The following is a 12,327-nucleotide window of genomic DNA, read 5'->3' on the forward strand; positions in this document are numbered from 1 at the left end:
TTGCAACCTCCTTCCCCCCGCTTGCGGGGGAAGGCCGGCATCTGCGCAACAAGCCGCGGCGCTTGCAACCTCCTTCCCCCGCTTGCGGGGGAAGGCCGGGATGGGGGCAAACGATCCGATCGCGCGTTGATCGGTTTCCCAACAGACCGTGGTCCTTGGGCCGCAATCCGCTAAGGCGGAAGGTCTACCCCCACGCACCGCCCCGCCTGCTGGAGGCGCAAGTGCCTCAGCGGTGCCGGTACGCCCGCGGCAGGCCGCCTTCGCTGGCCGGCGTCGCCTGCGGCAGGTAGCGGTCGCGCAGTTCGGTCTGACGCGAGCGCATCTCGATCGCGCGGCCGCCCAGCCACACCTGGTCGGCGGTGTAGGCGACATCCAGCGGATCGCCCGACCACAGCACCAGGTCGGCGGTGCGCCCGACCGCGATCGTACCGATCGCCGCGTCGACGCCGAAGGTCTCGGCCGGCACGCGCGTCAGCCCGGCCAGGCCTGCCTCCCACGGCAACCCGTGGGCGACCGCGTTGCCAGCGAGCTGGCGCAGCTTGCGGGCGTTGTGCGAGGCATCGCTGGCCTGCGCGAAGCCGACACGTACGCCGGCTGCATGCAGCCGCGCGGCGTTCTCGAGCGTGGCCCCGATCTGGTCGAAGTCCGATGGCAGGTTGACCAGCGGATCGACGAACACCGGCACGCCGGCGGCGGCGAGCTCGGGCGCCAGCTTCCAGGCCTCGGCACCGCCGCGGATCGCGATACGCAGGCCGTGGCGCTTGCTCCAGCGCAGCAGTTGGCGGATGTCGGAGGCGCGGTTGACGCCGACGACGATCGTGCCCTGGCCATCGAGGTAACGCGTCAGTGCGCGTTTGCCGGCCGGGGTCAGCGACGCGACGTGCGAATCGGCCGGCAACCGGCCACGGGCCTCGTCGATCAACTGGTCGAGCAGCATCCACTGCGCCGCGCGCGATTGCCCGCTCTGCTCGGCGCCGGCGCTGCCCAGCGCCAGGTACAGCACCTTCGGACCGGCGGGATCGCTGCTGCCGTCCAGGCGCATCGCTGCGCCCTGTCCACCGACGATCGCATTGGCATTGCCGGCCGGCAGCAGCGTGAAGCCGATGCCTTCCACGCGCGCGACTGGGATCACGATCGAGTCGGGATTGAACGCCAGCGTGACGTCGAACTCCGGCCGCACGACCATGTCCTCGGCGCTGCCGAGCGACAGGCGGTCGTCGCGCGTGCCACGCTCGCCCGAGACCTCCTCGATGCCGATCCCGGTCACGCCGCCGAACAGGGTCGGCGTCAGCGGACGACCGCCGGCCTCGACGACCGGCACGCCGGCCGCAGACAGCCCGGGGCCGACCGCGGCGATGCGGCCGCCGCGCACCAGTACGTCGGCTTCGCGCAGCGTGCCTTGGGCACCGGCGGTGTGGACCGTCGCGCCGCGGATCAGCACGTCCTGCGCGGCGACCGGCAGCGTGGCGGCGACCAGCGCGCCCACGCACAGCAGGCGCGCGATTGCGCGCGAGGCGCGCCGGGTCGAGACCGCGCGGCTCATCGGGCACCTCCAGTGGCGGCTGCGCCCTGGCCGAGCATGAAGTCCGTCACCGGCTGGCGCGTCGGGTCGAACCGGTCGTACACGTGTGCGCCGTCGATCCATACCTGCTCGGCGAGCGCGTACACGCTGAAGGGGTTGCCGTTCCACAGCACCACGTCGCCCATCTTGCCCGGCGCCAGCGTGCCGGTACGCTCGAGCACGCCCAGCGAGCGCGCCGCGTTCTCGGTCAGCCAACGGATCGCATGTTCGGGCGCAATGTCGAGCCCGGCGCGCTGGGCGCTGGCCAGCACCTTCGCCGCCTCCTGGTTGAGGCGCTGGATGCCTTCGTCGGAATCCGAATGCACGATCGCGCAGCCTCCCGGCGCGCGGTCGACGATCGCGATGTTCTCCTGGATGCCGTCGAAGGCCTCCATCTTGAAGCCCCACCAATCGGCCCACAGCGCACCGCACACGCCCTCGGCGGCCAGCCGGTCGGCGATCTTGTAGGCCTCCACGCCGTGATGGAAGGCGGTGATATGGAAGTCGAACTCATGCGCCAGATCCAGCATCTGCGCCATCTCGTCAGCGCGGTAGCAGTGGATGTGCACCAGGATGTCGCCATCCATCGCACCGGCCAGTGTCTCGAGCTTGAGGTCGCGCTTGCCTGGCGAATTGCTGGCCTGCTTGTCGCGGTACTCGGCCGCATCGATCAGCGCGGCGCGGTAGCCGGCGACATTGCCCATGCGCGTGGCCGGGCCGCCCTTCTCGCCGTAGACGCGCTTTGGGTTCTCGCCGCAAGCCATCTTCAGTCCATAAGGCGCGCCAGGAAATTTCATGCCCTGCACCGTGGTCGCAGCGACGTTCTTGAGCGTGACGCCGCGCCCGCCGACGAGGTTCGCCGAGCCGGGCAGGATCTGCAGCGTGGTGATGCCGCCGGCCAGCGCGGCGCCGAAGCCCGGGTCCTGGGGCCACACCGAGTGTTCGGCCCAGACCTGCGCGGTGACCGGCGCGGTCATCTCGTTGCCGTCGCTGTGCGCACGCGCGCCGGGGCTGGGGTACACACCCAGATGCGAGTGCACGTCGATCAGGCCCGGCGTAACCCACTTGCCAGTGCCGTCGACGCGCTGCGCATCGACCGGGACTTCGAGCCCGCGGCCGATCGCGGCGATCCTGCCGTCGCGCAGCAGCACGTCGGCGCCGTCCAGGCGCTGGCCGTCGCCGATCAGCACCGTGGCGCCGCTGATCAGCACCGGCGCGGCGGCGATCGGTGCGTAGGTGCTGGGGTAGGGCGTTGACGCAGCGGCGGCGCGGGACGGCGCGCCGGATGAGGCAGTGGTGGCACAGCCGCCCAGCAGGACGGCCGCCAAGGCGGCGGACAACAGACGAGACATCGACAACTCCCCGAAGCGATGATGGAACAGCCGTCGCGCGCGCGCGACCCCGAAAAGCGTCGTCGAGTGTACCCGTGTCGCCGCCGCGTGCACTGGGACCGCGCGCTCAGTTGCGACGCGTGCTGCGACCGATGCCGGCGCGATGCGAGAATGCGCGCGAAAGAAAAAGGAGAAGACGATGAAAGAGAAAGACCAGATCGTCGGCAACTGGCTGCCGCGCTACACCGGCGTGCCGCTGGACCAGTTTGGCGAACACGTGCTGCTGACCAATTTCGGCGGGTACCTGCATCACTTCGCGCGTCTGACCGGTGCCGAAGTGGTGGGCCTGGACCGGCCCATGCCCAGCGCCACCGCCGATGGCATCACGATGATCAACTTCGGCATGGGCAGCCCGAATGCGGCGACGATGATGGACCTGCTCTCTGCGGTCATGCCCAAGTCGGTGCTGTTTCTGGGCAAGTGCGGTGGCCTCAAGCGCAAGAACCAGCTGGGCGACCTGGTGCTGCCGATCGCGGCGATCCGCGGTGAGGGCACCAGCAGCGACTACCTGCTGCCCGAAGTGCCGGCGCTGCCGGCGTTCGCATTGCAGCGCGCGGTCTCGACGATGATCCGCGACCTCGGCCACGACTACTGGACCGGCACTGTCTATACGACCAACCGCCGGGTCTGGGAGCACGACGACGCGTTCAAGGAACGGCTGCGGGCGATGCGCTGCATGGCGATCGACATGGAAACCGCGACCGTCTTCGCCGCCGGCTTCGCCAATCGCATCCCGTCGGGGGCGCTGCTGCTGGTCAGCGACCAGCCGATGATTCCCGAAGGCGTCAAGACCGAAGCCTCCGATGCCCGGGTCAGTGCCGACTTCGTCGAGCGTCATATCCAGATCGGCATCGAGGCGTTGAAGCTGATCCGCCGCCACGGCAAGTCCGTCCGGCACCTGCGCTTCGACGAGTGAGGGCATCGCAGTTGCCGCATTAGAGGATCCCGCACGCGGACGTCGAATAAAAGGCTTCTTCTGCCAAGTGTCGGGATGGCCGTTCCACTTCGGATCGGCAGCAGCCTGCCACCCGGAAGCCGCTCTCCCCTCGGCAAGGCATCCTGCCTTGACTCGGGCGCGCGCCATCCATGGCGCGCTCGACGCGGCCACCGGGCGTCAGTCCGCTGCCGTAGGCTTTCTGCACCTCGACTTCGGGTAGGCGCAGGGTCACATGTTGGCTCCGGCGAAGAACGAAAAGAACGCCCCGCGATGCGGGGCGTTCTTTCGTGGCCGGAGGCCTCAGCGCTTCATCGACGAGAAGAACTCGTCGTTGGACTTCGTGCTCTTCATCTTGTCGAGCAGGAACTCCATCGCGGCGATTTCGTCCATCGGATGCAGCAGCTTGCGCAGGATCCAGATCTTCTGCAGCAGCTCCGGCTCGATCAGCAGGTCCTCGCGGCGGGTGCCCGACTGGTTGACGTTGATCGCCGGGTAGACGCGCTTTTCGGTGATGCGGCGGTCCAGGTGGACTTCCGAGTTACCGGTGCCCTTGAACTCTTCGTAGATCACCTTGTCCATCGCGCTGCCGGTGTCGACCAGCGCGGTGGCGATGATCGTCAGCGAGCCGCCTTCCTCGACGTTGCGGGCCGCACCGAAGAAGCGCTTGGGCCGGTGCATCGCGTTGGCGTCGACACCGCCGGTGAGCACCTTGCCCGAGCTCGGCACGACGTTGTTGTAGGCACGGGCCAGGCGGGTGATCGAGTCGAGCAGGATGACCACGTCCTTCTTGTGCTCGACCAGACGCTTGGCGCGCTCGATCACCATCTCGGCGACCTGCACGTGGCGCGCGGCCGGCTCGTCGAACGTCGAGCTGATGACCTCGCCGCGCACGGTGCGCTGCATCTCGGTCACTTCCTCGGGCCGCTCGTCGATCAGCAGCACGATCAGGTGCACGTCGGGGTGGTTGTAGGTGATGGCGCTGGCGACCTGCTGCATCATCATCGTCTTGCCGGCCTTGGGCGGCGAGACGATCAGGGCGCGCTGGCCCTTGCCCTGCGGGGCCATCAGGTCGAGGACGCGGCCGGCGATGTCCTCGCTGGAGCCGTCGCCGCGCTCGAGCTTGAAGCGCTTGCGCGGGAACAGCGGGGTCAGGTTCTCGAACAGCACCTTGCCCTTGCTGGCTTCCGGCGGCTCGCCGTTGATGGTGTCCACGACCGACAGCGCGAAGTAGCGCTCGCCGTCCTTCGGCCAGCGGATCCGGCCGAGCAGGTGGTCGCCGGTGCGCAGGTTGAAGCGGCGGATCTGGCTGGGCGAGATGTAGACATCGTCCGGACCGGCCAGGTAGCTGGCCTCGGCCGCGCGCAGGAAGCCGTAGCCGTCGGGCAGGATCTCGAGCACGCCATCGGCGACGACGCCCTCGCCGTGGCGGGTCAGCACCTTGAGCAGGGCGAAGATCACATCCTGCTTGCGGGCGCGGGCCACGCCTTCGATCGCGAGCTGGTCGGCGATGTCGAGCAGCTTGTGCGCCGGCATCCGCTTCAGGTCGCTCAGCGAGTACTGCGGAAAGCCCTCGGGCACGTTCGGCGGCGGCAGGCGCTGTGCGTGGTCGTTGCCGCCGTCCTGCGGCAGGCCGTCGTCGCGGCCGCCGCGCTGGCGGTCACGACGGTTCTTGAAGCGGTCACGGCGGTTGCCCTGGTCCTGGCGATCCTGCCGGTTGTTCTGGTCCTGGCGGTTGTTCTGGTAAGGCTGCTGCGGGCGCGGGTCGCCGCCCTGGCGTTCACCGCCGTTGCGGGGTTCGCCCCCTTGGCGCGGCTCGTTGCGCTGTCCGCCGTCCTGCGGCGTGCCATCGCCGCTTGCGGCGGGTGGGGCCTTCGGCGGCTGCGGGCGCGGTGCCTCTGGAGCGGGGGCAGCCGGGGCCTCGGCCGCCGGACGCGACGGCGCGGGGGCGGCAGGGGCATCCTGGGGAGGAAGCTGGAGTTGCGGCTGGGGGGCGTCGGACGCAGCGTCGGCGGGCTTTTTGGCCGCGCGGGGCTTGCGGACGCGCTTGACGGCAGTGTCGGCGGCCGGCGTGCCGGCGTCGTCAGGGGTGTTGTCGGACAAGAGCAGAATCCTCGCTCGGTGCGAGCGCCCGGAGGGCGGAAGGTGGAAACGGGCAGGGCCGGGAGATGCGCCCGGCAGGTGCAGTTCAGATGGGTGCGGCAGGCGAATACCTACCGGAGTCGCGCAAACCTAGCATCGCCACGGGGGCGTCGGCAAGCGGTCGCGGCGACGGCGATTCAGGCCGAGGCCGCCTGCGGCGGCGCTGAGGCCGCCGCGGGCGGCGCGCTCAGAGCGCCTTGTCGATCAACTGGGCCAACTGCGCCTTGCCGACCGCGCCGATCTGGGTGCCGTGGACCTGGCCGTCCTTGAACACCAGCAGCATCGGGATCGAGCGCACGTGGTACTTCAGCGCGGTGGCCTGGTTCTGGTCGACGTCGACCTTGACCACCTTGGCGCGCCCGGCGTAGTCGCCGGCCAGCTCGTCCAGCGCCGGGGCGATCATCCGGCAGGGGCCGCACCACGGCGCCCAGAAGTCCACCAGCACCGGCACGTCGGCCTGCAGGACGGTGGCGTCGAAGTCGGAATCGGTGGCATGGATGACGCGTTCGCTCACGGGCTTCTCCGGATCAAGGAGGCGCCGGCTGCGGCAGCGGCGCCGGGATGGATGGTAAAGTGGGGGATCGTCGGCCCGAATCAAGGCGGCGCATCCGCGGGACGACCCACGCGTCCTGCATCCAGGCAGTCTGCGTTGCGGATGCCGCCCACGCAAGCACGCGGCGCCCTCTGCCGGCGACGCCCGGATACAGACCTACGCATGAGCGACAAACCCCTTACCGACCTCACCTTCGCGTCCTTCGAGCTGCATCCGGCCCTGCAGGCCGGTCTGGAAGGCGCGGGCTTCACCCGCTGTACCCCGATCCAGGCGCTGACGCTGCCGCTGGCGCTCAATGGCCGCGACGTTGCCGGCCAGGCCCAGACCGGCACGGGCAAGACCCTGGCGTTCCTGGTCGCGGTGATCAATCGCCTGCTGACCCGCCCGGCGCTGGCCGACCGCAAGCCCGAGGACCCGCGCGCGCTGATCCTGGCGCCGACCCGCGAACTGGCGATCCAGATCCACAAGGACGCGGTCAAGTTCGGCAGCGAGCTGGGCCTGAAGTTCGCGCTGGTCTACGGCGGCGTCGACTACGACAAGCAGCGCCAGATCCTGCAGGAGGGCGCCGACGTCATCATCGCGACCCCCGGCCGGCTGATCGACTACGTCAAGCAGCACAAGGTCGTCAGCCTGCACGCCTGCGAGATGTGCGTGCTCGACGAGGCCGACCGGATGTTCGACCTGGGCTTCATCAAGGACATCCGCTTCCTGCTGCGCCGCATGCCGGTGCGCACCGAGCGCCAGACCCTGCTGTTCTCGGCGACGCTGAGCCACCGCGTGCTCGAGCTCGCCTACGAGCACATGAATGAGCCCGAGAAGCTCGTCGTGGAAACCGAGTCGATCACCGCCGCGCGCGTGCGCCAGCGCATGTACTACCCGGCCGACGACGAAAAGCTGCCGCTGCTGATCGGCCTGCTGTCGCGCAGCGAAGGCGCGCGCACGATGGTGTTCGTCAACACCAAGGCGTTCGTCGAGCGTGTCGCGCGCGCGCTGGAGAAGGCCGGCTACCGCGTCGGCGTGCTGTCGGGCGACGTGCCGCAGAAGAAGCGCGAGTCGCTGCTCAAGAAGTTCCAGGCCGGCCAGCTCGAGCTGCTGGTGGCGACCGACGTCGCCGCCCGCGGCCTGCACATCGACGGCGTCAGCCACGTCTTCAACTACGACCTGCCGTTCGACGCCGAGGACTACGTGCATCGCATCGGGCGCACCGCGCGCCTGGGCGCCGAGGGCGATGCGATCAGCTTCGCCTGCGAGCGCTATGCGACCTCGCTGCCGGACATCGAGGCGTACATCGAGCAGAAGATCCCGTCCGAGCCGGTCACCCAGGAACTGCTGACCCCGCTGCCGCGCAAGCCGCGCGAAGGCATCGAAGTCGATGCCGCCGAGGGCGAGAGCGTCGGCGAGATCTTCCGCGAGGTGCGTGAGGCGCGCGCCGCCGAGGACGCCAAGCGCGGCGGTGGACGTGGTGGTCCGGGGGGCGGGCGCGGTGCGCCGGGTCCGCGGGGGCCGCGTGCGGGCGGTGGCGAAGGCCGTGGCGAGCGCGGTCCGCGCAAGCCGCGCGCCCCGCGGCCGGACGCGACGACGGTCGATGCGGCCGCCGCGCCGTCCAAGCCGGTCGTCGATGCCGCCGGCGCCGTCGCGCAGGCGATGCCGGACGAGTCGCGGCCGCCGCGCAAGCGCCGTCGCCGTCGTGGCGGCAAGAAAATCGAGGGGGCCGAAGCCACGGCGCCGCAGACCGGCGAGACGAAGTCGACCGAGTCCAAGCCGCGCGGCAACGGCGGCAAGGGACCGCGCGAAGTGCGTCCGACCCTGCGCCCGGCAGCGACCGCGGCCGAGAAGGCGCCGTCGCTGCTCAGCCGCATCGGGCGTGGGCTGCGTCGTCTGGTCTCCGGTGGCGATTCGCGCTGATCCAGTGCGAGGTCGCAGGTATCAAGAAGCCCCGCTCCAGCGGGGCTTTTTCGTTCTGTGGATTCCGGACGAGGCGCAGTGTCTTGTGCTTGAGCCCTCCCCCGCGCGGGAGGGGGGGCAAGGGGACCGTCCGGTCCGAACAGCGCGACAAGCCCTCCCTCGCGCGCGGGGGAGGGTTGGTGGGGGCGAACATTCCGATGGCGACAGCGCGGCCCGAGCGGCTCGACCGTGCAATCGCCCCCATCCCATCCTTCCCCCGGAGACGGGGGAAGGTGCCATGCATCGCGCCAATCCAGTGACAGCGCCCTGCACGCGTTCCCTGCAATAATCCCGCACATGAGCGTTCTGCGATTCGATAACGTGAGCAAGCAGTACGCCGGCGGCCATGTGGCGCTGTCGGACGTCAATTTCGCCGTGTCTGCGGGCGAACTGCTGTTCGTCACCGGCCACTCGGGCGCGGGCAAGAGCACGCTGCTCAAGCTGATCCATCTGGCCGAGCGGCCCAGCCGCGGCGCGGTGGTGTTCGCCGAGCGCAACCTGCTGAAGGTGCGCGGGCGCGGCGTGGCACTGCATCGCCGCGATGTGGGCGTGGTGTTCCAGGACCATCGGCTGCTGTCGGACCGCAGTGTGTTCGACAACATCGCATTGCCGCTGATCCTGCGCGGCCAGCGCCGCGCCGAGATCGGCAAGCGGGTGCGCAGCGCGCTCGAGCGGCTGGGTCTGGGCAATCGCGAGCGCGCGCTGCCCACGCAGCTGTCGGCCGGTGAGCAGCAGCGGGTCGGCATCGCGCGTGCGATCGTCGGCGAGCCGCGGCTTCTGGTCGCCGACGAGCCCACCGGCAACCTCGACCCGACGTTGTCGGCCGAGATCATGGCGCTGTTCGCCGAACTGCCCGAGCGCGGCACCAGCGTACTGATCGCCAGCCACGACCTGGGCCTGGTCAAGCGCATGAAGAAGCGCACGCTCGTGCTCGATCACGGCACCCTGGTCGACGACATCTCGCCCGAGGATCTCGCCGATGCCTGAGGCGCCCCGCAACCAACCGGCCCGCACCGGCGCATCCCCGGTCGGCACCTGGGTCGACCACCATGTCTACAGCGTCGTCGCCAGCCTGGGCCGCATCTTCCGCAAGCCCTGGTCGACCGCGCTGACCATCGGCGTGATGGCGATCGCGCTGGCCCTGCCGCTCGGCCTGTGGCTGGTGCTCGACAACGTCGGCCGGCTCGGCGGCAGCATCGACGCCTCGCGCGAGATCAGTGTGTTCCTGCAGCGCGATGTCGATGCCGAGCGCGCCGCCGCGCTCGCCGGCGAGCTGCGCGCCCGCGGCGACGTCCGCAGCGTGGTGCACCGTACGCCCGATGAGGGCCTGGCCGAATTGCGCGAGCGCGGCGAATTCGGACCGGCGATCGATGTCCTCGATGAGAACCCGTTGCCGCACGTGCTGATCCTGACGCCGTCGGGCGACGAGATGCTGCTGGCCGATGCGCTGCGGAAACTGCCCGAGGCCGAACTGGTGCAGCACGACGCGCAGTGGCGCCAGCGTCTGGACGGCTGGCTGCGCTTCGGCGGGCGCGTGGTCTGGGTCCTGGCCGCGCTGCTCGGGCTGGGCGCGTTGCTGGTCGTGGGCAACACCGTGCGGTTGGACATCCAATCGCGGCGCGAGGAACTGGGCGTGCTGCAGCTGCTGGGCGCGACCGACGGCTTCATCCAGCGGCCATTCCTCTATCTGGGCGCCTGGTACGGGCTGGCCTCGGGCGCGGTTGCACTGGCGCTGCTGGGCGCGGCGGCGGCCGCGTTGCGCGCGCCGCTGGCCGAGGTCGCGGCCAGCTACGGCGCCACGTTCGCGCTGCGCGGCTTCGGGCCGCTCGGCGTGCTGGCGGTGCTGGGCGGCTCGACCGCACTGGGCTGGCTCGGCGGGGGCATCGTCACCGGCCACTTCCTGCGCCAGACGCGTCCGGACCATGCTTGATTCGCAAACGACGACGCCTGCGGCCGAGACCGCCTCCCGGATCAAGCTCGAGCCCTCGTGGAAGGCACGCGTCGGCGACTGGCTGCTCCGCGACGATATGCAGGCGCTGTCGGCCTTCCTGCGCGCCCGCCGCGCCGAGGGCGCGCGGATCCATCCACCGGGCCCGGACATCTTCGCCGCGTTCGACGCGACCCCGTTCGACGCGGTCAAGGTGGTCATCCTCGGGCAGGATCCCTATCACGGACCCGGCCAGGCCCATGGCCTGTCGTTTTCGGTGCGTCCGGACGTGCGCATCCCGCCGTCGCTGGACAACATGTTCAAGGAGATCACCCGCGACCTCGGCCTGCCCAGGCCCGACCACGGCTGGTTGATGCCTTGGGCGCGCCAGGGCGTGCTGCTGCTCAATGCGGTGCTGACGGTCGAGGAAGGCCGGGCCGGCTCGCACCAGGGCAAGGGCTGGGAGGGGTTCACCGACCACGTCGTCGACACCCTCAACCGCGAGCGCGAGGGCCTGGTGTTCCTGCTGTGGGGCAGCTACGCGCAGGCCAAGGGCAAGCTGGTCGACACGCGCCGCCACCGGGTGCTGCGCAGCACCCATCCCTCGCCACTGTCGGCGCATCGAGGGTTCCTCGGCTGCGGTCATTTCTCGGCCACCAACGACTACCTGCAGCGTCGCGGCGAGCGGCCGGTCGACTGGTCGCTGCCACCGCGGGCCTCGCTTGCATAAAAAACCCGGCAGCGCGAGCTGCCGGGTCGGCCCGGGCGAGGGAGGGATCGCCCGAGTGTTCGGTGGCGTGCGGGCCGTGGGCCCGCATGCGGTCAACGCTTGGCGGTGGGCTTGCCCGCGGCGGCCTTGGCGGCGGTCTCGGCCTGCGCGCGGACGTCGGCGGTGGCCGATTCGAGCTGCGCCTTGGCGAGTTCCGCGATCGCTTCGTGGGTCTTCACAGTGCGGCCGATGACGTCCTGGCCTGCGCTGACCAGGCGCTCGACGTTCTCACGAGCGATCTGCGCGCCCTTGGGCCACAGCGCCTTCATGCCGTCGAGATCGCGGACCTCGATCGCTTCGTTGACGAACGCGAACGTAGCGTTGGCGTTCTCGCCAAGGGTGGTGAAGTGGACGCCGAAGGCCTTCTCGACATTCTCGAGGGTCAGGCGGTTGATCTGGGCCGCGGCATCGGCGAACTGGCGCGACGCGGCGGTGAACTGCTCGTTGAACTGGTAGGACATGGCGGTTACCTGCGTGGGCCGGCGGCTGCCGGGTTTGTGCAATGCAGCATAGCGCTGCCTATGCTGCATTGCAACATCGAGCCGACGAACGGTCGCCGTGTGTTCAGTTTTGTAGATGAATCAATGGTTTGCGCGCGCTGCTCAAGCAGGCTGCTCAGGCGGATTGCGGGGTCGGCTCGCGCGCGTCCGCCGTGATCGCCGGGTGCCAGCGGGTGCCCGCCTCAGGGACCGGTGTAGCGACAGCCCGAGGTGCAGGTCTCGCGGATCACGATCGCGCTCAACGCCGGCAGGGTCGGTTTGAGCCGTTCCCAGATCCAGATCGCCAGCCGCTCGCTGGTCGGGTTCTCGAGCCCCGGGATCTCGTTGAGGTAGTGATGGTCGAGCTGGGCGTAGAGCGGTGCGAACGCGGCCTTGAGGTCGCCGAAGTCCATGATCCACCCCGAGTGCTCGCCCGGCTCGCCCGAGACGTGGATCTCGATCTGGAACGAGTGGCCGTGCAGCCGCGCGCATTTGTGCCCAGGCGGCACGTTGGGCAGGCGATGCGCCGCCTCGACGGAGAAGACCTTGAAGATATCCATGGCGGCATTGTCGAGCGTGGCCGGCAGCGCGGCAATCGCGGCGTAGCAGAGTGACGCTGGACGCCGG

General features: G+C 69.9%; 11 protein-coding genes. 5 read left to right on the forward strand and 6 right to left on the reverse strand.

Annotation, left to right across the window (positions count from 1 at the left end; genetic code table 11):
* Positions 1-226 precede the first annotated feature (226 nt).
* Complete coding sequence (locus ABE505_RS01150) at positions 227-1,543, reverse strand: amidohydrolase family protein (RefSeq protein WP_346442731.1); 1,317 nt, start codon at positions 1,541-1,543, stop codon at positions 227-229.
* On the reverse strand, positions 1,540-2,913 hold the full coding sequence (locus tag ABE505_RS01155) for an amidohydrolase (RefSeq protein WP_346442733.1): 1,374 nt from the start codon (positions 2,911-2,913) through the stop codon (positions 1,540-1,542). The genes ABE505_RS01150 and ABE505_RS01155 overlap by 4 nt, the downstream gene beginning before the upstream one ends.
* 178 nt (positions 2,914-3,091) lie before the next feature.
* On the opposite strand from ABE505_RS01155, the gene ABE505_RS01160 reads away from it, so the two are divergent.
* Positions 3,092-3,868 carry an AMP nucleosidase gene (locus tag ABE505_RS01160; protein ID WP_346442734.1) on the forward strand — a complete coding sequence of 259 codons (777 nt, stop codon included), beginning with the start codon at positions 3,092-3,094 and terminating at the stop codon, positions 3,866-3,868.
* 321 nt (positions 3,869-4,189) lie between these two features.
* Here the strand turns inward: ABE505_RS01160 and rho are convergent, their stop codons facing one another.
* Entirely contained in the window at positions 4,190-5,989 is a 1,800-nt protein-coding gene (gene rho, locus ABE505_RS01165) for a transcription termination factor Rho (protein WP_346442736.1), read from the reverse strand.
* 226 nt (positions 5,990-6,215) lie between these two features.
* Complete coding sequence (trxA, locus tag ABE505_RS01170) at positions 6,216-6,542, reverse strand: thioredoxin (protein WP_047135552.1); 327 nt, start codon at positions 6,540-6,542, stop codon at positions 6,216-6,218.
* A 201-nt stretch (positions 6,543-6,743) separates the two neighbouring features.
* On the opposite strand from trxA, the gene rhlB reads away from it, so the two are divergent.
* The 4 genes from rhlB to ung all read left to right on the forward strand — a co-directional run bounded on the left by rhlB (position 6,744) and on the right by ung (position 11,182).
* Positions 6,744-8,486 (forward strand): ATP-dependent RNA helicase RhlB, encoded by a 1,743-nt coding sequence (rhlB, locus tag ABE505_RS01175; RefSeq protein WP_346442737.1) that lies wholly within the window; start codon positions 6,744-6,746, stop codon positions 8,484-8,486.
* Between the two features lie 336 nt (positions 8,487-8,822).
* On the forward strand, positions 8,823-9,512 hold the full coding sequence (ftsE, locus tag ABE505_RS01180) for a cell division ATP-binding protein FtsE (RefSeq protein ID WP_346442739.1): 690 nt from the start codon (positions 8,823-8,825) through the stop codon (positions 9,510-9,512).
* Positions 9,505-10,455 (forward strand): permease-like cell division protein FtsX, encoded by a 951-nt coding sequence (ftsX, locus tag ABE505_RS01185; RefSeq protein ID WP_346442740.1) that lies wholly within the window; start codon positions 9,505-9,507, stop codon positions 10,453-10,455. The genes ftsE and ftsX overlap by 8 nt, the downstream gene beginning before the upstream one ends.
* The gene (gene ung / locus ABE505_RS01190) at positions 10,448-11,182 is read left to right on the forward strand and encodes a uracil-DNA glycosylase (protein WP_346442742.1); all 735 of its coding nucleotides are present in this window, start codon (positions 10,448-10,450) and stop codon (positions 11,180-11,182) included. The genes ftsX and ung overlap by 8 nt, the downstream gene beginning before the upstream one ends.
* A gap of 92 nt (positions 11,183-11,274) precedes the next feature.
* Here ung and ABE505_RS01195 read toward each other — a convergent pair whose 3' ends face one another.
* The gene (locus tag ABE505_RS01195) at positions 11,275-11,682 is read right to left on the reverse strand and encodes a phasin family protein (protein ID WP_346442743.1); all 408 of its coding nucleotides are present in this window, start codon (positions 11,680-11,682) and stop codon (positions 11,275-11,277) included.
* 221 nt (positions 11,683-11,903) lie between these two features.
* Positions 11,904-12,260, reverse strand: a complete 357-nt coding sequence (queD, locus tag ABE505_RS01200) for a 6-carboxytetrahydropterin synthase QueD (protein WP_346442745.1) — start codon at positions 12,258-12,260, stop codon at positions 11,904-11,906.
* Positions 12,261-12,327 lie beyond the last annotated feature (67 nt).

The organism is Luteimonas sp. TWI382 (assembly GCF_039674545.1).
Classification (GTDB): domain Bacteria; phylum Pseudomonadota; class Gammaproteobacteria; order Xanthomonadales; family Xanthomonadaceae; genus Luteimonas.

What these genes read in the sequence shown, in the direction of transcription:
- queD (WP_346442745.1), bottom strand. Translation starts at nt 12,260, where the DNA reads ATGGATATCTTCAAGGTCTTCTCCGTCGAGGCGGCGCATCGCCTGCCC.
- ABE505_RS01160 (WP_346442734.1), top strand. Translation starts at nt 3,092, where the DNA reads ATGAAAGAGAAAGACCAGATCGTCGGCAACTGGCTGCCGCGCTACACC.
- ABE505_RS01195 (WP_346442743.1), bottom strand. Translation starts at nt 11,682, where the DNA reads ATGTCCTACCAGTTCAACGAGCAGTTCACCGCCGCGTCGCGCCAGTTC.
- ABE505_RS01155 (WP_346442733.1), bottom strand. Translation starts at nt 2,913, where the DNA reads ATGTCTCGTCTGTTGTCCGCCGCCTTGGCGGCCGTCCTGCTGGGCGGC.
- ftsX (WP_346442740.1), top strand. Translation starts at nt 9,505, where the DNA reads ATGCCTGAGGCGCCCCGCAACCAACCGGCCCGCACCGGCGCATCCCCG.
- rhlB (WP_346442737.1), top strand. Translation starts at nt 6,744, where the DNA reads ATGAGCGACAAACCCCTTACCGACCTCACCTTCGCGTCCTTCGAGCTG.
- ftsE (WP_346442739.1), top strand. Translation starts at nt 8,823, where the DNA reads ATGAGCGTTCTGCGATTCGATAACGTGAGCAAGCAGTACGCCGGCGGC.
- ung (WP_346442742.1), top strand. Translation starts at nt 10,448, where the DNA reads ATGCTTGATTCGCAAACGACGACGCCTGCGGCCGAGACCGCCTCCCGG.
- ABE505_RS01150 (WP_346442731.1), bottom strand. Translation starts at nt 1,543, where the DNA reads ATGAGCCGCGCGGTCTCGACCCGGCGCGCCTCGCGCGCAATCGCGCGC.